The 18,483-nt window shown below is 58.8% G+C and carries 16 protein-coding genes; 5 read left to right on the top strand and 11 right to left on the bottom strand.

The features are described from left to right. Positions 1-40 precede the first annotated feature (40 nt). The 11 genes from lpxD to rpsB form a co-directional block, all read right to left on the bottom strand. The gene (lpxD, locus tag CAG25_RS17005) at positions 41-1,096 is read right to left on the bottom strand and encodes a UDP-3-O-(3-hydroxymyristoyl)glucosamine N-acyltransferase (RefSeq protein WP_085612292.1); all 1,056 of its coding nucleotides are present in this window, start codon (positions 1,094-1,096) and stop codon (positions 41-43) included. Between the two features lie 3 nt (positions 1,097-1,099). After that, a complete protein-coding gene (locus tag CAG25_RS17000) occupies positions 1,100-1,603 on the bottom strand; it encodes an OmpH family outer membrane protein (RefSeq protein WP_003222140.1) in 504 nt (167 codons plus the stop codon). 45 nt (positions 1,604-1,648) lie between these two features. Beyond that, positions 1,649-4,039, bottom strand: coding sequence for an outer membrane protein assembly factor BamA (gene bamA / locus CAG25_RS16995; protein WP_039769675.1), 2,391 nt, complete (start codon positions 4,037-4,039; stop codon positions 1,649-1,651). A gap of 74 nt (positions 4,040-4,113) precedes the next feature. After that, positions 4,114-5,466: a sigma E protease regulator RseP gene (rseP, locus tag CAG25_RS16990; protein ID WP_064593789.1), complete on the bottom strand. Its 1,353-nt coding sequence runs from the start codon at positions 5,464-5,466 to the stop codon at positions 4,114-4,116. A gap of 53 nt (positions 5,467-5,519) precedes the next feature. Beyond that, positions 5,520-6,710: a 1-deoxy-D-xylulose-5-phosphate reductoisomerase gene (gene ispC / locus CAG25_RS16985; RefSeq protein WP_085612290.1), complete on the bottom strand. Its 1,191-nt coding sequence runs from the start codon at positions 6,708-6,710 to the stop codon at positions 5,520-5,522. Continuing rightward, complete coding sequence (locus CAG25_RS16980; RefSeq protein WP_064593785.1) at positions 6,707-7,513, bottom strand: phosphatidate cytidylyltransferase; 807 nt, start codon at positions 7,511-7,513, stop codon at positions 6,707-6,709. The genes ispC and CAG25_RS16980 overlap by 4 nt, the downstream gene beginning before the upstream one ends. After that, positions 7,513-8,268 carry a polyprenyl diphosphate synthase gene (gene uppS, locus CAG25_RS16975; RefSeq protein WP_007954779.1) on the bottom strand — a complete coding sequence of 252 codons (756 nt, stop codon included), beginning with the start codon at positions 8,266-8,268 and terminating at the stop codon, positions 7,513-7,515. Before uppS ends, CAG25_RS16980 begins: the two co-directional genes overlap by 1 nt. A 14-nt stretch (positions 8,269-8,282) precedes the next feature. Then, positions 8,283-8,840, bottom strand: coding sequence for a ribosome recycling factor (frr, locus tag CAG25_RS16970; RefSeq protein ID WP_011332684.1), 558 nt, complete (start codon positions 8,838-8,840; stop codon positions 8,283-8,285). Beyond that, positions 8,837-9,580: a UMP kinase gene (gene pyrH / locus CAG25_RS16965; protein WP_011332683.1), complete on the bottom strand. Its 744-nt coding sequence runs from the start codon at positions 9,578-9,580 to the stop codon at positions 8,837-8,839. Before pyrH ends, frr begins: the two co-directional genes overlap by 4 nt. Before the next feature lie 211 nt (positions 9,581-9,791). Continuing rightward, entirely contained in the window at positions 9,792-10,655 is an 864-nt protein-coding gene (tsf, locus tag CAG25_RS16960; RefSeq protein ID WP_064593783.1) for a translation elongation factor Ts, read from the bottom strand. A 190-nt stretch (positions 10,656-10,845) separates the two neighbouring features. Further along, entirely contained in the window at positions 10,846-11,583 is a 738-nt protein-coding gene (gene rpsB / locus CAG25_RS16955; protein ID WP_008052780.1) for a 30S ribosomal protein S2, read from the bottom strand. A gap of 374 nt (positions 11,584-11,957) precedes the next feature. Between rpsB and map the strand changes: the two genes are divergently transcribed. The 5 genes from map (at position 11,958) to CAG25_RS16930 (ending at position 18,476) form a co-directional block, all read left to right on the top strand. Continuing rightward, entirely contained in the window at positions 11,958-12,740 is a 783-nt protein-coding gene (gene map / locus CAG25_RS16950) for a type I methionyl aminopeptidase (protein WP_039769663.1), read from the top strand. 40 nt (positions 12,741-12,780) lie between these two features. Continuing rightward, positions 12,781-15,483 carry a [protein-PII] uridylyltransferase gene (locus CAG25_RS16945; RefSeq protein ID WP_064593782.1) on the top strand — a complete coding sequence of 901 codons (2,703 nt, stop codon included), beginning with the start codon at positions 12,781-12,783 and terminating at the stop codon, positions 15,481-15,483. Between the two features lie 43 nt (positions 15,484-15,526). Then, positions 15,527-16,726, top strand: a complete 1,200-nt coding sequence (gene dapC / locus CAG25_RS16940; protein WP_085612289.1) for a succinyldiaminopimelate transaminase — start codon at positions 15,527-15,529, stop codon at positions 16,724-16,726. 167 nt (positions 16,727-16,893) lie between these two features. Beyond that, entirely contained in the window at positions 16,894-17,628 is a 735-nt protein-coding gene (locus CAG25_RS16935) for a peptidase M12 (protein WP_085612288.1), read from the top strand. Positions 17,629-17,801: 173 nt separating this feature from the next. Next, positions 17,802-18,476: a hypothetical protein gene (locus CAG25_RS16930; RefSeq protein WP_085612287.1), complete on the top strand. Its 675-nt coding sequence runs from the start codon at positions 17,802-17,804 to the stop codon at positions 18,474-18,476. The last annotated feature ends 7 nt before the right edge of the window (positions 18,477-18,483 follow it).

The following is an 18,483-nucleotide window of genomic DNA, read 5'->3' as shown; positions in this document are numbered from 1 at the left end:
GGCAGTCCAGAGGCTGTGCACACTTGATATGGAAATGGTATCAGCCTTCAGATGAAGCATTACCGCCAGGGGTCACTTCCCCGGAGCGCTTTTCCAGCTGTTTCAAACGTCGCGCGATGTCATCGAGCTGACGAATACGGGCCGCGCTTTTGCGCCATTCGGCCGCCGGTTGCATGGCTGTGCCGGAAGAATAGGCACCCGGCTCGGTAATCGAGTGGGTCACCATGGTCATCCCGGTCAGGAATACGTTGTCGCAAATATCGATGTGCCCTACCAGGCCAACACCCCCGGCGAGCATGCAGTGCTTGCCGATTTTGGTGCTGCCGGAAATCCCCACGCACGCGGCCATGGCGGTGTGGTCACCGACTTGCACGTTGTGGGCGATCTGAATCTGGTTGTCGAGCTTCACACCATTGCCGATCACGGTATCGGCCAGCGCACCGCGGTCGATGGCGGTATTCACGCCAATCTCCACATCGTCACCGATGGTCACGCCACCGATCTGGGCAATTTTCTGCCAGATGCCCTTCTCGTTGGCGAAGCCGAAGCCTTCACCACCAAGTACGGCACCAGACTGGATCACCACGCGTTTGCCGATCCGCACATCGTGATACAGCGTGACCCGCGGGGCCAGCCAGCCGCCCTCGCCGATTTCACTGCGCGCACCGACAACGCAATGCGCGCCGAGTGTCACACCCGCACCAATTCGAGCACCGGCTTCGATCACCACGAAGGGACCGATACTGGCGCTCGGATCGACCACGGCACCCTCGGCAATCACTGCCGTCGGATGAATGCCGGCAGCGGCCTTGGGCTTCGGATCGAACAGATGGGAAATGCGTGCGTAAGCCAGGTAAGGATCCGGCACCACCAGCGCATTACCGGCATAACCTTCCGCGTCGGCAGCCTTGAGCAACAGGGCTGCGGCTTGCGTGCCAGCCAGGTATTTACGGTATTGGGGGTTTGCCAGAAAGCTCAACTGAGCTGGGCCAGCCTCCTGCAAGGTGGCTAGCCCAGTGATTTGCTTCTCGGGGTCGCCACTCAGGGTGGCGCCGAGGAACTCGGCCAACTGGCCGAGCTTGATAGTCACGGTCATGGGTTACTTCAGCTGATTCATGCGCTCGATAACCTGGCGCGTGATGTCGTACTGAGGTTTGACATCGATCACTGCGCCACGCTCGAACACCAGGTCAAAACCACCTTTCTTGATGACTTCTTCCACTGCGCTATCCAGTTTCGGCTTCAGTTGCTTGAGCATTTCACGGTCGGCAACAGCCTTGGCTTCGTTCAGCTCCTTGGACTGGAACTGGAAGTCACGAGCCTTTTGCTTGAACTCAAGCTCCAGACGCTCGCGCTCACCTTGCTGCATCTTGTCGCCACCGGCCATCAGACGATCCTGAATGCCCTTGGCACTGCTTTCCAGGGTCTTGAGCTTGGTCAGTTGCGGGCCAAACTTCTTCTCGGCATCCACGGCGTACTTCTTCGCCGCGTCGGATTCCAGCAGAGCCATCTGATAGTTCAGGACGGCGATTTTCATGTCGGCAAATGCCGGGCCTGCCACCAGTACGGAGGCCAGGAGAACCAATTGAGTCAACTTACGCACGATGCACTCCTACAAAATCCATTGTCGTTGTCTTGGGTCAGACGCTTAGAACGTCTGGCCCAGGGAGAATTGGAACACTTGAGTTTCAGCTTCATCCGGTTTCTTGATCGGCATCGCCAGTGCAAAGCTCAGCGGGCCCAGTGCGGTGACCCAGGTCACGCCGACACCGACGGAGCTGGCCATGTTGCTCAGACTGATGTCGTTGCATTGGGTGGCAGAAGTCGAGCCGACAGTCGCGTTGGTAGTCTTCTCGCACTTGGAGTCAAATACGTTACCCACGTCCCAGAATACCGAAGTACGCAGCGAACGCTGATCCTTGACGAATGGCAGCGGGAACAACACCTCGACACCACCCTGGATCAACACGTTGCCACCGAACGGCAGCGGATCCTGATCCGGGTCACGCAACGTACCGGCGTTACCGGTCACACCGGCGCCACGACTAGGGGTACTGCGTGGACCCAGCGTGCTGTCTTTAAAGCCGCGGACCGAGTTGAAACCACCAGCATAGTAGTTTTCATAGAACGGCAAGCCGTCGGTCGAACCGTAACCATCGCCATAGCCCAGCTCGGTGTGCAGGCGCATGGTGTAGTTCTCGCTCAAAGGCTGGAACAACTGGCCACGGTAATCGAGCTTGAAGAACGACAGATCGCTGCCTGGAATGGTGGTTTCCAGGGTCAGGCTCTGGGAACGACCACGGGTTGGCAGCACCCCCTTGTTCAGGGTCGACTCGGACCAGCCGGCCGAAGCCTTGAAGTTCAGGTAGTTGTCGCCTTCACGCTTAACGAAGTCGAAAATCTCGTCAACGGTGTACTGGCCGGTCTTGATCTTGTCCTGCTGAGCGGACAGGCCGAAGGTCAGACGCGAAGTCTCGCTGATCGGGTAGCCCACGTTCACGCCGGCACCCAGGCTGTCTACCGCATAGCTCGCTACGTCGACGTCGAGGTCTTTGTAGTCGGTGGTGCGGTAGAACGCGTTGTAACCCAGGCTCACGCCATCGGCGGTCCAGTACGGGTCAACGTAGCCGAAGTTGTAGCGGCTCTGGTATTCGCTGCGGGTCAGGCCGACGCTGACGCGGTTACCGGTACCGAGGAAGTTGTTCTGGGTGATCGAACCACCGAGGATCAGACCGGCACTCTGGGCGAAACCGACGCTGGCGGTGATCGAACCGGAAGCCTGCTCTTCAACGCTGTAGTTCACGTCAACCTGGTCATCGACACCTGGCACGGCCGGGGTCTCGACGTTGACCTCTTTAAAGAAGCCCAGACGCTCCAGACGGGTCTTGGACTGGTCGATCAGGTAGGTCGAAGCCCAGCCACCTTCCATCTGACGCATTTCACGACGCAGCACTTCGTCCTCGGACTTGGTGTTACCACGGAAGTTGATGCGGTTGACGTAGGCACGCTTGCCCGGATCGACAGCGAACAGGATATCGACGGTGTGATCTTCATCGTGCGGTTGTGGCACGCCGTTGACGTTGGCGAAGGTGTAACCCTCGTTACCCAGACGACGGGTGATCAGTTCGGAAGTGGTGGTCATCAGCTTGCGCGAGAACACCTGACCCTTCTGCACCAGCAACAGCGACTTGACCTGGTCCTCAGGGACTTTCAGGTCACCGCTGAGCTTGACGTCACGAACGGTGTACTTCTCGCCTTCATTGACGTTGACGGTGATGTAGACGTGCTTCTTGTCCGGGGTGATGGACACCTGGGTCGAAGCGATATCCATGTTGATATAGCCACGGTCCAGGTAGTAGGAACGCAGACGCTCCAGGTCACCGGACAGTTTTTCACGGGCATACTTGTCGTCGTTCTTGAAGAACGACAGCCAGTTGGTGGTTTTCAGTTCGAACAGGTCGGTCAGGTCTTCCTCGGGGAAAACCGTGTTGCCCACCACGTTGATGTGCTGAATGGCGGCGACGGTGCCTTCGTTGATCTTCACTTTCAGGCCGACGCGGTTGCGCGGCTGCGAGACCACTTCGGTATCGACGGTAGCCGAGTAACGACCTTGTGCAACGTATTGACGTTGCAGCTCGTTACGCACGCCTTCGAGGGTCGCGCGCTGGAAGATCTCGCCTTCGGCCAGACCGGACTGCTTGAGGCCTTTCATCAGGTCTTCGGTGGAGATCGCCTTGTTGCCTTCGATCTCGATGCTGGCGACCGAGGGACGCTCGACGACAGTGATCACCAGAACGTTGCCTTCGCGGCCCAGCTGGATATCTTGAAAGAAACCGGTTTTGAACAGCGCACGAGTGGATTCCACCAGGCGACGATCATCCGCCTGCTCGCCGACGTTCAACGGCAAGGCACCAAAGACGCTACCCGCGGAGACCCGCTGGAGGCCATTGACGCGAATATCAGAGATAGTGAAGGACTCGGCGTGAACTTCGGCGATCATCAATACGGTGAGAACCGCAGTTAGCAGCAGACGTTTCATGAAGTCCTTTCTTATTCCAACTGGCAATAAACAAACTGCCGCAAAATGCGGCAGATTCGCAATTCAGCGAAGCGTTACAGACGACCCAGATCGTTGACCAGAGCAAGCAACATCACCCCGACCACCAAGCTGATACCGATCTGTATCCCCCAACCTTGCACCCGATCCGACAAGGGACGACCACGCGCCCACTCGATCAGATAAAACAACAAATGCCCCCCATCCAGTACAGGAATGGGCAGCAAATTCAGAACCCCCAGGCTAATACTCAGATAAGCAAGGAAATTCAGGAAATCAGCGACGCCCGACTGGGCAGAAGCGCCCGCCACTTTAGCAATGGTTATCGGTCCACTCAAGTTTTTTACCGAGAGCTCGCCGAAGAGCATTTTCTTCAGTGAATCCAGCGTCAGTACGCTCATGGTCCAGGTACGACGGGCACCCTCGCCAATCGCCGCCAAAGGCCCGTAACTGACCTCGCGAATCATTTCCGGCGGCCAGTCGACAGCCTTCACGCCCGCCCCAAGGTAACCGCTTGGCGACTTTTTATCGCCACGCGCAGCCAATGTCACAGGGACGTCGATTTGAACACCGTCGCGCTCGACGCGCAGCACGATTTTGGTATCAGGACGCGTACGAACGGTATCGACCACCTGCTGCCAGTCATCCAGCGCCTTGCCATCCAGTTTCAGCAGACGATCGCCGGTTTTCAGCCCGGCTGTCTGGGCCGGGCCTTTCGGATCAAGTTCGGCCAGCACCGGCGGCAATGCCGGGCGCCAAGGACGAATACCGAGGGAGCGAATCGGATCCGGCTCGTCGGCCCCTTTGAGCCATTTATCAAGCGCCAGCTCACGAGGCGAGTCAGCCGTGGAGCCAGGCTCGCGCACCATCAATTGCAGTGAGCCGCTTTCCCCCAGGCGTCGCACCAACTGCAGGTTGACCGCAGCCCAGCCCGAGGTCGGCTCTCCGTCGATGGCGACGATCTCCTGACCGGCGCTCAGCCCAGCCGTTGCGGCGATGCTGCCGGACTCCACCGAACCGATGACCGGACGAATCTGCTCGCTGCCGAGCATCGCCAGCACCCAGAAGAACACCAGCGCCAGCAGAAAGTTAGCCACAGGGCCGGCCGCGACGATGGCGATACGCTGACGAACAGACTTGCGATTGAATGACTGATGAAGCTGATCGGCCGGCACTTCGCCTTCGCGCTCGTCGAGCATCTTGACGTAGCCACCCAGCGGAATCGCGGCGACTACAAACTCCGTACCCTGCTTGTCATGCCAGCGCAGCAGCGGCATGCCGAAGCCAACGGAGAAACGCAGAACCTTGACGCCACAGCGACGCGCGACCCAGAAGTGGCCGAATTCGTGAAAGGTGACCAGCACACCCAGAGCGATCAGGGTGCCGGCAATCATATAGAGCGCGCTCATCTACTTTCTCCGCAATCCTGTCCAGTGCCGCGTGAAGCCATGTATTGCAAGACCTATCGGCCGTGACGACTCAACCACTGCCCGGCCAATGTCCGGGCGGTTGCATCAGCGGCGAACACCGCATCGAGATCATCCAGCGCCACCACAGGCTCGAGATTCAAGACTTCCTCGATGATACTCGCGATTTCCAGGTAGCGAACCCGTCCGTCGAGAAACGCGGCAACCGCCACTTCATTCGCCGCGTTGAGCATGGCCGGGGCACTGTTTCCCGCCTCGGCGGCCTGCCGCGCCAGGCGCAGGCACGGGAAACGCTCCTCGTCGGGAGCTTCGAAATCCAGGCGCGCCACAGCGAACAGATCCAGCGGCGCCACGCCCGAATCAATGCGCTCTGGCCAGGCCAGGGCGTTGGCAATCGGCGTGCGCATATCGGGATTGCCCAACTGCGCCAGCACCGAGCCGTCCACATAATCGACCAGCGAGTGAATCACGCTCTGCGGATGAATCACCACTTCGACTTGCGATGGCTTGGCATCGAACAACCAGCAGGCCTCGATCAGTTCGAGCCCCTTGTTCATCATGCTGGCCGAATCCACCGAAATCTTGCGCCCCATGGACCAGTTCGGGTGCGCACAGGCCTGATCCGGTGAAACATGCGCCAGTTCGGCCATCGGCGTTTGACGAAACGGACCACCGGAAGCCGTCAGCAAAATCCGACGGACCCCAACGTTACTCAGCCCGCGAGCATAGTCCTGCGGCATGCACTGAAAAATCGCGTTGTGTTCGCTGTCGATCGGCAACAGGACCGAACCGCTCTTGCGCACCGCCTGCATGAACAAGGCGCCGGACATGACCAGCGCTTCCTTGTTGGCCAGAAGAATCTTCTTGCCCGCCTCGACTGCCGCGAGAGTCGGACGCAGGCCGGCAGCGCCGACGATGGCGGCCATGACGGCGTCCACCTCGGGCGCCGCAGCGACCTGACACAATCCTTCCTCGCCGACCAGCACCTGCGTCGACAGGCCTGCCGCACGCAAATCGTCCTGCAGGCCGCGAGCAGCGCCGGCTTCCGGCACTACTGCATATTTAGGAAGATGACGGACACACAGGGCAAACAGTTCGCTCAGGCGGGTAAAACCGCTCAGGGCGAAGGCCTGATAACGCTCCGGATGCCGGGCGATGACATCCAGGGTGCTCAGACCGATCGAACCGGTCGCGCCCAGGACGGTAATCTGCTGTGGGCGACTCACGACGCCGCCATCCACAACAGCACCGCGAATACCGGGATCGCCGCCGTCAGGCTGTCGATGCGATCCAGTACACCACCATGGCCGGGCAGCAGATTACTGCTGTCCTTGATGCCGGACTGGCGTTTGAACATGCTTTCGGTCAGATCGCCCACCACCGAGATGAAGACAATCACCGCCGCACCGATCAAACCCTTGAACAGTTGTGCCACCGTCCAGTCACGGAACAGCGCGACCAACGTAGTGATGACCAGACTTAACGCCAGACCGCCATACACGCCCTCCCAGCTTTTGCCGGGACTGACTTGCGGAGCCAGCTTGCGCTTGCCGAACGCACGACCGGAGAAGTACGCCCCGATATCAGCCCCCCAGACCAGCACCATCACCGCCATGATCAACCAGTTACCGAGCGGGTATTGCTTGATCAGCATCAGCCCTTGCCAGGCAGGCAACAGAATCAGCAAACCGATTACCAGCTTGGCGGCGGCGCTGGACCAATGCTCGCTGGAGCGCGGATACGTCAGCACCAGCCAGGTCGCCAGCACCCACCAGATCACCGACGCGCCCAGCACCCATGGTGCCAGCCCCGGCAGGATGTACATGACGAACAGCATCAGCGCGACCACCGCCGCGTAGCCGACACGGAATGCCTGCGCGGTGAAGCCGGCCAGGCGTGCCCACTCCCAGGCACCCAGACTCACGACCAGCCCGATGAACAGGGCAAAACCGGACCCTTCGAGCAGGAAAAAACCACCCAGGGCGATCGGCAATAGAATCAGTGCAGTGATGATGCGTTGTTTAAGCATTAAACCCGGGCTCCAGCTTCGACCTGCTCACTCGTTTTACCGAAGCGACGCTGGCGCAAAGCGAAATCGGCCAGCGCATTGCGCATGGCTTCGTGTTTGAAGTCCGGCCAGAACAGGTCGGAGAAGTACAACTCGGCGTAGGCCAACTGCCACAAGAGGAAGTTGCTGATGCGATGCTCGCCGCCGGTGCGGATGCACAAATCAGGCAACGGCAGATCACCAGTGACCAGACAGGTCTGCAGCAGATCCGGGGTGATGTCTTCCGGCCGCAAATGCCCGGCCTGAACCTCACGCGCCAGACGCTGTGCCGCTTGCGCAATGTCCCACTGACCGCCGTAGTTGGCAGCGATTTGCAGGATGAAACGGTTGGCACCGGCGGTCATCGCTTCAGCTTCACGCATGGCTGCCTGAAGCTCGGGATGGAACCGCGTGCGATCACCAATGATGCGCAGACTGATGTTGTTGTCGTTCAGGCGCTTGGCCTCACGACGCAACGCCTTGAAGAACAGATCCATCAAGGCGCTCACCTCATCGGCCGGGCGCTGCCAGTTTTCACTGGAAAAAGCGAACAGGGTGAGTACCTCGACCTTGGCCTCGGCACACACCTCGATCACCGCCCGTACAGCATCCACGCCCGCTTTATGCCCGGCGACACCCGGCATGAAGCGTTTTTTCGCCCAGCGATTATTGCCATCCATGATGATCGCGACATGGCGCGGCACCGCGGACGGCGCAGTCTGCTTGGTCTTGTCCATTTAAAACTCGACCCTTATACGGCCATCAGGTCTTTTTCTTTCTCGGCCAGCTTGGCGTCGATTTCAGCCACGAACTTCTTGGTCAGATCGTCGATCTCGCCGGCTGCGCGACGCTCTTCGTCTTCACTGATTTCCTTTTCCTTGACCAGATCCTTCAGGGAGCTGTTGGCATCGCGACGGATGTTGCGCACAGCAACACGAGCGTCTTCAGCCACATCACGCGCCTGCTTGGTGAAACCGCGACGGGTTTCTTCAGTCAGGGCCGGCATGCTGATCAGCAACAACTCACCCAGGTTGGTAGGATTCAGGTTCAGACCTGCACTGCCGATGGCCTTGTCCACGGCACCCAGCATGTTGCGCTCGAACGCAACGACTTGCAGGGTACGGGCATCCTTGACGGTGATGTTGGCCACTTGTTTGATCGGGGTATCAGCGCCGTAGTAAGGCACCATCACGCCTTCCAGGATGCTCGGGTGCGCCTGACCGGTGCGGATACGGCCGAAGTTGTGAGCCAGGGACTCAACGGACTTCGTCATGCGCTCTTTAGCGTCTTTCTTGATTTCGTTGATCATTGTTGGACTTCCTCGATCAGAGTGCCTTCAGCGCCACCATGCACGATGTTCAGCAGGGCGCCCGGCTTGTTCATGTTAAATACGCGCAGCGGCATCTTGTGATCGCGGCACAGGCAGATAGCCGTCAGATCCATTACACCCAGCTTGCGATCCAGTACTTCATCGTATGTCAGATGATCGAACTTCTCGGCATGCGGGTCTTTGAACGGGTCAGCGGTGTAGACGCCATCGACCTTGGTCGCCTTGAGCACGACATCAGCGTCGATTTCAATAGCGCGCAGGCAGGCTGCCGAATCCGTGGTAAAGAACGGATTGCCGGTACCGGCCGCGAAGATCACCACGTCCTTGGAGTTCAGGTGGCGCATGGCCTTGCGACGGTCATAGTGATCGGTTACACCGACCATGGAGATGGCCGACATCACGATGGCGGAGATATTGGCACGTTCCAGCGCGTCGCGCATGGCCAGGGCGTTCATCACAGTGGCCAGCATGCCCATGTGGTCGCCCGTGACCCGATCCATGCCGGCCTTGCTCAGCGCTTCACCGCGGAACAGGTTGCCACCGCCGATCACCAGACCGACCTGAACGCCGATGCCGACCAGTTGGCCGACTTCCAGCGCCATGCGATCGAGCACTTTCGGATCGATCCCGAACTCTTCCGAGCCCATCAGGGCCTCGCCGCTAAGCTTGAGTAGAATGCGTTTATAGCGAGCCTGATAACCACTGCCCTGCTGAGCCATTGCGAATCTCTCCTGCGGCGTATTTTAAAAATTCTTTGCGAGCTGTTTACAGCTGGCGTTCACTCTAGCTTGGCGCTGCTTCAGCGCCATCGGAACATGGCTTTGTAAGTCAGTTCCAAGGGGAAACCAATTAAAAATTGGTAACCCTATCTGAAAAGAGGCTGCGCGCGTGAGCGGGCAGCCTCTTTCGGGCGACAGTTGAAAAACCGTCTTATTGCTTGGCGGCAGCCAGCTGGGCAGCAACTTCTTCAGCGAAGTTGTCGACCGGCTTCTCGATGCCTTCGCCTACTTTGAAGTAGGTGAAGGAAACGATTTCAGCGCCGCCTTTCTTGGCCAGCTCACCAACCTTGATTTCAGGGTTCTTGACGAACGCCTGCTCAACCAGGCTTGCTTCTGCCAGGAACTTGCTGATACGGCCCTTGACCATGTTCTCAACAATGTTTTCTGGCTTGCCTTTGATTTTTTCTTCGTTCAGCTGCAGGAACACAGCCTTTTCACGCTCGATCGCTTCGTCGGAGACTTGCGAAGGCAGCAGGAACTCAGGGTTGCTTGCAGCAACGTGCATTGCGATGTCTTTGGCCAGCTCGACGTCGCCGCCTTTCAGGACAACAGCAACACCGATCTTGTTGCCGTGCAGGTAGGTGCCGACTACGTCGCCTTCTACGCGCACCAGGCGACGGATGTTGACGTTCTCGCCTACTTTGGCAACCAGTGCTTCGCGAGCGGCTTCTTGAGAAGCGATCAGCGGAGCTGCATCGGTCAGCTTGTCAGCGAATGCTTTGTCAACGCTGGCAGCAACGAAGTTTTTGAAGTCGTCCTGCAGAGCCAGGAAGTCGGTCTGCGAGTTGACTTCGATCAGAACGGCAGCCTTGCCGTCGTCCTTGATGGCGATAGCGCCTTCAGCGGCAACGTTGCCAGCTTTCTTGGCAGCCTTGATGGCGCCCGAAGCACGCATGTCATCAATGGCTTTTTCGATGTCGCCGCCAGCCTTTTCCAGGGCTTTCTTGCAATCCATCATGCCTTCGCCGGTACGCTCGCGCAGTTCTTTGACCAACGCTGCAGTAATTGCTGCCATTTTCAAATTCCTCTTGGATAGGTTTTCAACCATTCCACCCGATCGAACGGGCGTTCAATTCTTCCCGAACCTGTTTGTAGCCGCTGCACGTTACAGATGCTGTAGCTGCGCTGCCGACAGATGGTTTTCGAGGTGGCAAAAAGGGGGCCAAGCCCCCTTTTTGCTTACTGAGTCAACGCCAGGGCGTCAATTACTCAGCTGCAGCCTGAGTTTCTTCAGCTGCGAATTCTACAGTACCGCCAGCAACGTTGTTGCGACCGCGGATGACTGCGTCAGCCATCGAACCCATGTACAGCTGGATAGCGCGGATTGCGTCATCGTTGCCTGGGATGATGTAGTCAACGCCTTCCGGGCTGCTGTTGGTATCGACAACGCCGATGACCGGGATGCCCAGCTTGTTGGCTTCGGTGATCGCGATGCGCTCGTGGTCAACGTCGATCACGAACAGTGCGTCTGGCAGACCGCCCATGTCCTTGATGCCGCCCAGGGAACGATCCAGCTTCTCAAGATCGCGAGTGCGCATCAGCGCTTCTTTCTTGGTCAGCTTGGCGAAAGTACCGTCTTCGGCTTGTACTTCAAGGTCACGCAGACGCTTGATGGAAGCACGAATGGTCTTGAAGTTGGTCAGCATGCCGCCCAACCAGCGGTGATCGACGTACGGCGAACCGCAACGTGCTGCTTCTTCAGCAACGATCTTGCCAGCGGAACGCTTGGTGCCGACGAACAGAATCTTGTTTTTGCCCTGGGCCAGACGCTCTACGAAAGTCAGAGCTTCGTTGAACATTGGCAGGGTTTTTTCAAGGTTGATGATGTGAATCTTGTTACGCGCGCCGAAAATGTATTTACCCATTTTCGGATTCCAGTAACGGGTTTGGTGACCGAAGTGCACACCGGCCTTCAGCATATCGCGCATGTTGACTTGGGACATGATAGTTCCTTGATAAGTCGGGTTGGGCCTCCACGTATCCCAATGACCAACCATTGATCCGAGGATCAAAGGCACCCAGGCCATCGTGTCGACACGTGTGTGGGTTAATGCTCCCGGAGCTATCCCCGGAAAGCGGCGCATTTTATACCACAGGGGCGACGCAAACGGAACCCGGAATCTGCAATCGCGTCAGGGACATGCGCGCCAGCCCCTTGGAATCGGGACAATGCGCCGCATTGTATAGAGAGAAGCGATGCACGCAGGCGCGGATTTGCGCCTTTGGTCTGTTAGAATCGCGTTTTTCGGGGCCGCCAAATCAACAGCCGCGCCCCTGTTCGTATCAGCAAGCGCCGTCGAGCGCAGAGAGAGCCTGTATGACCGTCACCCTCAAAACCCCCGAGGACATCGCTGGCATGCGTGTCGCCGGCAAACTGGCCGCCGATGTGCTGGAAATGATTGCCGAGCACGTCAAGCCTGGCGTGACCACCGATGAGCTGAACCAGATCTGCCACGACTACATCGTCAACGTCCAGCAGGCCATCCCTGCCCCGCTCAACTACAAGGGCTACCCGAAGTCGATCTGCACCTCGATCAACCACGTGGTCTGCCACGGCATCCCGAACGACAAGCCGCTGAAAAACGGCGACACCCTGAACATCGACGTCACCGTGATCAAGGACGGCTACCACGGCGACACCAGCCGCATGTTCCACGTCGGCACCGTGCCGGTCTGGGCCGAGCGCCTGTCGCAGGTCACCCAGGAATGCATGTACAAGGCGATCGAAATCGTCAAACCCGGCTGCCGCCTCGGCGACATCGGCGAAATCATCCAGAAACACGCGGAAAAGAACGGTTTCTCGGTGGTTCGCGAATTCTGCGGCCATGGCATCGGCAAGGTGTTCCACGAAGAGCCGCAGATCCTGCACTACGGCCGTGCCGGCACCGGCATGGAACTGAAGGCCGGCATGACCTTCACCATCGAGCCGATGATCAACCAGGGCAAGGCCGACACCAAAGTACTGGGCGACGGCTGGACCGCTATCACCAAGGATCGCAAGCTGTCGGCACAGTGGGAACACACTTTGCTTGTCACCGACACCGGCTACGAGATCTTCACCCTGCGCAGCGACGACACCATCCCGCGCATCTCGGCCTGACCCAGACACCGTTCCCAGCCTATAGAAGGAAAGTCAATCGATGCCGCAGGTGGATCCCGAACTCTTCGACCGCGGCCAGTTCCAGGCTGAACTGGCCCTGAAAGCGAGTCCCATCGCGGCGTTCAAGAAGGCGATCCGCCAGGCCCGCGAGGTGCTCGATGCACGCTTCCGGGCCGGTCGCGACATCCGGCGATTGATCGAAGATCGGGCGTGGTTCGTCGATAACATCCTGCAAAAGGCCTGGGACCAGTTCGACTGGAGCGAAGACGCCGACATCGCGCTGGTCGCGGTCGGCGGCTACGGTCGCGGCGAACTGCACCCTTACTCCGACATCGACCTGCTGATCCTGCTGGACAGCGCCGACCACGAAATCTTCCGCGATTCCATCGAGCGTTTTCTCACCCTGCTGTGGGACATCGGCCTGGAAGTCGGTCAGAGCGTTCGTTCGGTCGACGAATGCGCCGAAGAGGCCCGCGCCGACCTGACAGTGGTCACCAACCTGATGGAAAGCCGCACCATCTGCGGCCCCGAGCGCCTGCGCCAGCGCATGCTCGACGTCACCAGCACCGCACACATGTGGCCGAGCAAGGAGTTCTTCCTGGCCAAGCGCGCCGAGCAGAAGGCTCGCCACCACAAGTACAACGACACCGAATACAACCTGGAACCCAACGTCAAAGGCTCGCCCGGCGGACTACGGGATATTCAGACCATTCTGTGGGTAGCCCGTCGTCAGTACGGCACCCTGAACCTGCGCGCCCTGGCCGGCGAAGGCTTTCTGGTCGAGAGTGAAAACGCCCTGCTGGCGTCCTCTCAGGAATTCCTCTGGAAAGTGCGTTACGCCCTGCACATGCTCGCCGGTCGCTCCGAAGACCGCCTGCTGTTCGATCACCAGCGCACCATCGCCGGGCTGCTGGGTTTTGAAGGCGACGACGCCAAACAGGCCGTCGAAAACTTCATGCAGCAGTATTTCCGGGTGGTGATGAGCATCGCCCAGCTCAGCGACCTGATCATCCAGCACTTCGAGGAAGTCATCCTCGCCCCGGAAGACGAAGCGCCGCCACAGCCGATCAACTCGCGCTTCCAACTGCACGACGGTTACATCGAGGCACGCAACGACAACGTATTCCGCCGCACGCCGTTCGCCATGCTCGAGATCTTCGTGCTGATGGCCCAGCAGCCGGAAATCAAAGGTGTACGCGCCGACACCATTCGTCTGCTGCGGGAAAACCGTCACCTGATCGACGACAACTTTCGCAACGACATCCGCAACACCAGCCTGTTCATCGAGCTGTTCAAGTGCAAGATCGGCATCCACCGCAACCTGCGGCGGATGAACCGTTACGGCATTCTCGGGCGCTATCTGCCGGAATTCGGCTTCATTGTCGGGCAGATGCAGCACGACCTGTTTCACATCTATACGGTCGATGCGCACACGCTGAACCTGATCAAGCACCTGCGCAAATTGCAGTACACCCAGGTGTCGGAGAAATTCCCGCTGGCCGCCAAGCTGATGGCGAAACTGCCCAAGCCTGAACTCATTTATATGGCCGGCCTGTACCACGACATCGGCAAGGGCCGGCATGGTGATCACTCGGAAATTGGTGCCGTGGACGCTGAAGCGTTCTGTCAGCGCCATCAATTGCCGGTGTGGGACAGCCGCCTGATCGTGTGGCTGGTGCAGAACCACCTGGTGATGTCGACCACCGCCCAGCGCAAGGACCTGTCCGACCCGCAGGTGATCCATGACTTCGCGCTGGCGGTCGGTGACGAGACACGTCTCGACTACCTGTACGTGCTGACCGTGGCCGACATCAACGCGACCAACCCGACGCTGTGGAACTCGTGGCGCGCCAGTCTGCTGCGCCAGCTCTACACCGAGACCAAGCGTGCACTGCGCCGCGGCCTGGAGAACCCGGTGGATCGCGAAGAACAGATCCGCCAGACCCAGAGCGCAGCACTGGACATCCTGGTGCGCGGCGGCACCGACCCGGATGACGTCGAGCAATTGTGGGCGCAGCTGGGCGACGACTACTTCCTGCGCCACACCGCCGGCGATGTGGCCTGGCACACCGACGCCATTCTCCAGCAACCGGCTGACGGCGGCCCGCTGGTGCTGATCAAGGAAACCACCCAGCGCGAATTCGAGGGCGGCACGCAGATCTTCATCTATGCGCCGGACCAGCACGACTTCTTCGCCGTGACCGTGGCTGCGATGGATCAGCTCAATCTGAACATTCACGACGCCCGGGTCATCACGTCCAGCAGCCAGTTCACCCTCGACACCTACATCGTGCTCGACACCGATGGCGACTCGATCGGCGACAATCCGGTCCGGGTCAAGCAGATTCGCGAGGGACTGACCGAAGCCCTGCGCAACCCGGCCGACTACCCGACGATCATCCAGCGTCGGGTGCCGCGCCAGCTCAAGCATTTTGCGTTCGCCCCGCAGGTGACGATCCACAACGACGCCCAGCGTCCGGTAACCGTACTGGAACTCACTGCGCCGGATCGTCCAGGCCTGCTGGCACGGGTCGGCGGGATTTTCCTCGAGTTCGACCTGTCGCTGCAGAACGCCAAAATCGCCACCTTGGGCGAGCGGGTGGAAGACGTGTTCTTCATCACCGACGCCCACAATCAACCGCTGTCCGACCCGCTGCTGTGCAGCCGTTTGCAGGATGCCATCGTCGAACAGTTGAGCGTCAATCAGGAACCCGATATCAAACTGTCGCGCATCAGCATTTGATTGCGCGCCCGGATTCAACCGCTTTGCACGAGATCCCGCACCGATGAACAACGCTCTGTCCCAGCTTCAGCCCTACCCGTTCGAAAAGCTCCGCGCCCTGCTCGGCAGCGTTACGCCAAACCCGGACAAGCGCCCGATCGCGCTGTCCATCGGCGAACCGAAGCATCGCTCGCCAAGCTTTGTCGCCGAGGCGCTGGCCAACAATCTGGATCAGATGGCGGTGTACCCGACCACCCTCGGCATCCCGGCGCTGCGCGAAGCCATCGCGGCCTGGTGCGAACGTCGTTTCAACGTGCCGAACGGCTGGATCGACCCGGCGCGCAATGTGCTGCCGGTCAACGGCACCCGTGAAGCGCTGTTCGCTTTCACCCAGACCGTGGTCAACCGTGGCGACGACGCACTGGTGGTCAGCCCGAACCCGTTCTATCAGATCTACGAAGGCGCGGCGTTCCTCGCCGGCGCCAAGCCGCACTACCTGCCGTGCCTGGACGAGAACGGCTTCAACCCGGATTTCGACGCAGTGTCGCCGGACATCTGGAAGCGCTGCCAGATCCTGTTCCTGTGCTCGCCGGGCAACCCGACCGGTGCGCTGATTCCGGTCGACGTGCTGAAAAAGCTGATCGCCCTGGCCGACGAATACGACTTCGTGATCGCCGCCGACGAGTGCTACAGCGAACTGTACTTCGACGAACAAACCCCGCCGCCGGGCCTGCTCAGTGCCTGCGCCGAACTGGGCCGCCAGGACTTCAAGCGCTGCGTGGTGTTCCACAGCCTGTCCAAGCGCTCGAACCTGCCGGGCCTGCGTTCCGGTTTCGTCGCTGGCGATGCCGACATCCTCAAGGGCTTCCTGCTGTACCGCACCTACCACGGCTGCGCGATGCCGGTTCAGACCCAACTGGCCAGCGTCGCTGCGTGGAATGACGAAGTGCACGTGCGCGCCAACCGTGCGCTGTACCGTGAGAAGTTCGATGCCGTGCTGGCGATCCTCAGCCCGGTGATGGACGTGCAGCGCCCTGATGGTAGCTTCTATCTGTGGCCGAATGTGCAAGGCGACGATGCCGCGTTCTGCCGTGATCTGTTTGCCGAAGAACACGTGACCGTGGTGCCGGGCTCGTACCTGTCGCGCGACGTCGATGGCGTCAATCCGGGCGCCGGGCGCGTGCGGATGGCACTGGTTGCGCCGCTGGCGGAGTGCGTCGAGGCTGCCGAGCGTATTCGCGACTTCGTCCTGCGCCACAAGTAATGTCTGAATGCCCGTGCCGGCCAATCCGGCACGGGTGGTCAAATATCACGTAACACTTCCCTTGTTTTTTGTATCTCATTCCTGTGCCGGCCAGGCGTTAGTCTTGAGTCGCGCCACTCGCTGCGCGTGAACCAACGCCAACTTTAACTTCATGGAAGAAGTGAACAATGAAAGAACTTCTGGATTGCCAACTGATTCAATGGCCTGACGATCAGGCCGCTTACACAGCCGCCATCAGCGAGAATCCGGCAAATGCCGGTACACACAGCGCACCCGGCTCTCGCCGCAAACGCTCCGTGGTCAATTACTCGAAACTCTGGGCAAATGGCCGCACGTTAAAAATCGCATTCATCGATACACCCGACCCAGACCTTAAGGTCGCGATTATCAAGGCAGCCTGTAAATGGCTGCCCTATATCAACCTCAAGTTTGAATTCGTCGACGATCTGAAAGGTGATATCCGCATCGCCACTCGGAACAATAACAACAGTTCGGTGCTCGGCACCGATGCGCTATTGATTCATCCCGACCATCCAACGATGAATCTGGGCGTCAAACCGGAACATGCCGATTTCGAAACCATCGTGGTTCACGAGTTCGGCCATGCGCTGGGGGCCCTGCACGAACATCAGCACCCTCAAGCCAATATTCCGTGGGACAAACCCAAGGTGTACGCGTTTTACCGAAATCGGGAAATGAATCCGCTGACCCGCGAACAGGTCGACCGCAATCTGTTCGCCTCCTTCGATACGCTGGACGCGCTTTATACGAATTACGACAGGCGATCGATCATGCACCATCCCGTATCGAACGATTTGACCATCGGCAACTGGGAAGTCCCGATCAACCGCAAGATCAGTAAAAAAGACAAACAATTGATGAAACTGCTTTATCCGAAATAAATGCCTGCTTCAAAACAACATTCGTCAGGTGCAACGCCTGACGAAACTGGATTGAACACACCCACTTACATCAAACAACTTTCATACTTTCACGATCAACAATAACTTCACCACCCGAACTCATCGAGTTGCTGGACACGTTAATTATTTCCTGCAAGTAAGGACACTTGAACATGATTCAAACAATCAACCAGTCTCGCCGAAAAAAACGCGCAGCCGGCAAACCGGCTCACTTCTGGACGCCTGGCCAGACATTGCGAATTGCCTTTCTGAATGGCGACCAGGCGTTCAAAGAGGCTGTCAAAACCGCAGCGAGCAACTGGCTGCCTCACATCAACCTGAAGTTCGATTTTGTCGAGGGCGACTCAGGGGATATTCGTATCAAAAGCGAGCCCGGTATTTACTGGTCTGTCATCGGTAACAACGCCCTATTGGTCGAAGCGCCAGACCCGACCATGAGGCTGTCACCGGACCTGCGAGCACCAGCGTTCTTCGCCGCCAATGTCATGCATGAGTTCGGGCACGCATTGGGAGCCGAACATGAGCACCTGCATCCGGAGTCAAACATTCCCTGGAACAAACCTGCGGTTTACGCCTCACACGGCGTGGCCGAAGACGCCGATGAAGACGATTACGCGCGCCAGTCTGTCGATGAACGCTACTTCAACCTGCTCGATGCCGGCTCGTTCGACTATTCGCCTTACGATCCGAAATCGATCATGCATTACCCCGTTCGCCAGGACTGGACCCACGGCGATTTCAAGATTGATCTGAATCGAGTGCTCAGTGAAAAGGACAAGGCCTTCATGGCGAAGGTCTATCCGTACCCTGCTGCACAAACGGCGTAATCGGTGG

This window comes from Pseudomonas sp. B16(2017), from assembly GCF_002113205.1.
In the GTDB taxonomy this organism is placed as follows: Bacteria; Pseudomonadota; Gammaproteobacteria; order Pseudomonadales; family Pseudomonadaceae; genus Aquipseudomonas; species Aquipseudomonas pharyngis.
The sequence above is the reverse complement of the archived record's forward strand: the minus strand, read 5'-3'. Positions and strand labels throughout refer to the sequence as shown.

Coding starts and splice junctions, on each gene's coding strand:
- dapC (WP_085612289.1), top strand. CDS start 15,527: ATGAACAACGCTCTGTCCCAGCTTCAGCCCTACCCGTTCGAAAAGCTC.
- CAG25_RS16930 (WP_085612287.1), top strand. CDS start 17,802: ATGATTCAAACAATCAACCAGTCTCGCCGAAAAAAACGCGCAGCCGGC.
- map (WP_039769663.1), top strand. CDS start 11,958: ATGACCGTCACCCTCAAAACCCCCGAGGACATCGCTGGCATGCGTGTC.
- uppS (WP_007954779.1), bottom strand. CDS start 8,268: ATGGACAAGACCAAGCAGACTGCGCCGTCCGCGGTGCCGCGCCATGTC.
- lpxD (WP_085612292.1), bottom strand. CDS start 1,096: ATGACCGTGACTATCAAGCTCGGCCAGTTGGCCGAGTTCCTCGGCGCC.
- rseP (WP_064593789.1), bottom strand. CDS start 5,466: ATGAGCGCGCTCTATATGATTGCCGGCACCCTGATCGCTCTGGGTGTG.
- CAG25_RS16980 (WP_064593785.1), bottom strand. CDS start 7,513: ATGCTTAAACAACGCATCATCACTGCACTGATTCTATTGCCGATCGCC.
- CAG25_RS16935 (WP_085612288.1), top strand. CDS start 16,894: ATGAAAGAACTTCTGGATTGCCAACTGATTCAATGGCCTGACGATCAG.
- pyrH (WP_011332683.1), bottom strand. CDS start 9,580: ATGGCTCAGCAGGGCAGTGGTTATCAGGCTCGCTATAAACGCATTCTA.
- tsf (WP_064593783.1), bottom strand. CDS start 10,655: ATGGCAGCAATTACTGCAGCGTTGGTCAAAGAACTGCGCGAGCGTACC.
- rpsB (WP_008052780.1), bottom strand. CDS start 11,583: ATGTCCCAAGTCAACATGCGCGATATGCTGAAGGCCGGTGTGCACTTC.
- bamA (WP_039769675.1), bottom strand. CDS start 4,039: ATGAAACGTCTGCTGCTAACTGCGGTTCTCACCGTATTGATGATCGCC.
- CAG25_RS16945 (WP_064593782.1), top strand. CDS start 12,781: ATGCCGCAGGTGGATCCCGAACTCTTCGACCGCGGCCAGTTCCAGGCT.
- frr (WP_011332684.1), bottom strand. CDS start 8,840: ATGATCAACGAAATCAAGAAAGACGCTAAAGAGCGCATGACGAAGTCC.